The 536-nt window shown below is 60.4% G+C and carries 1 protein-coding gene; it reads left to right on the plus strand.

Features of this window, described 5'->3' with window-relative positions; translation table 11 throughout:
- Nucleotides 1–536: IS66 family transposase (tnpC, locus tag INT12_RS32130; RefSeq protein WP_193059243.1), on the plus strand; the 536-nt coding region annotated here is incomplete at both ends.

A 536-nucleotide genomic window follows, 5' to 3' on the forward strand; every position in this document is an offset into this window, starting at 1 on the left:
CCGGGCAACGGCAAGACCAAAACGGCTCGCCTGTGGACATACGTGCGGGACGACCGACCTGCGGGTGACTCGACACCGGCGGCGGTCTGGTTTGCCTACTCGTCGGATCGCAAGGGGCAACATCCGCGCGCTCATCTCAAGGGCTTTAGCGGGATCTTGCAGGCTGACGGCTACGCCGGTTTTGCTCAGCTGTATGCGACGGGCACTATTGAGGAAGCTGCATGCTGGGCTCACGCCCGGCGCAAGTTTTACGATGTCTACAAAGACTTGGCTTCACCCCTTGCCGCCGAGGCGCTGCAACGGATTGCGGCCCTGTATGCCATCGAAAGCGAGATCCGAGGGCAGCCGCCCAACCTGCGAAAAACGGTTCGGCAAAGTCGGGCCAGTCCGCTGCTGGAACACCTGCACGCATGGCTTAATCAGACGCTGACTCAACTGTCGAAAAAGTCGGCATTGGGCGGTGCAATCCTCTATGCCCTCAACCGGTGGCAGGCCCTAACGCGCTACTGCAATGACGGCCGAATCGAAATCGACAA

Origin of the sequence: Pseudomonas sp. K8 (assembly GCF_014889455.1) — a bacterium.
In the GTDB taxonomy this organism is placed as follows: Bacteria; Pseudomonadota; Gammaproteobacteria; order Pseudomonadales; family Pseudomonadaceae; genus Aquipseudomonas; species Aquipseudomonas veronii.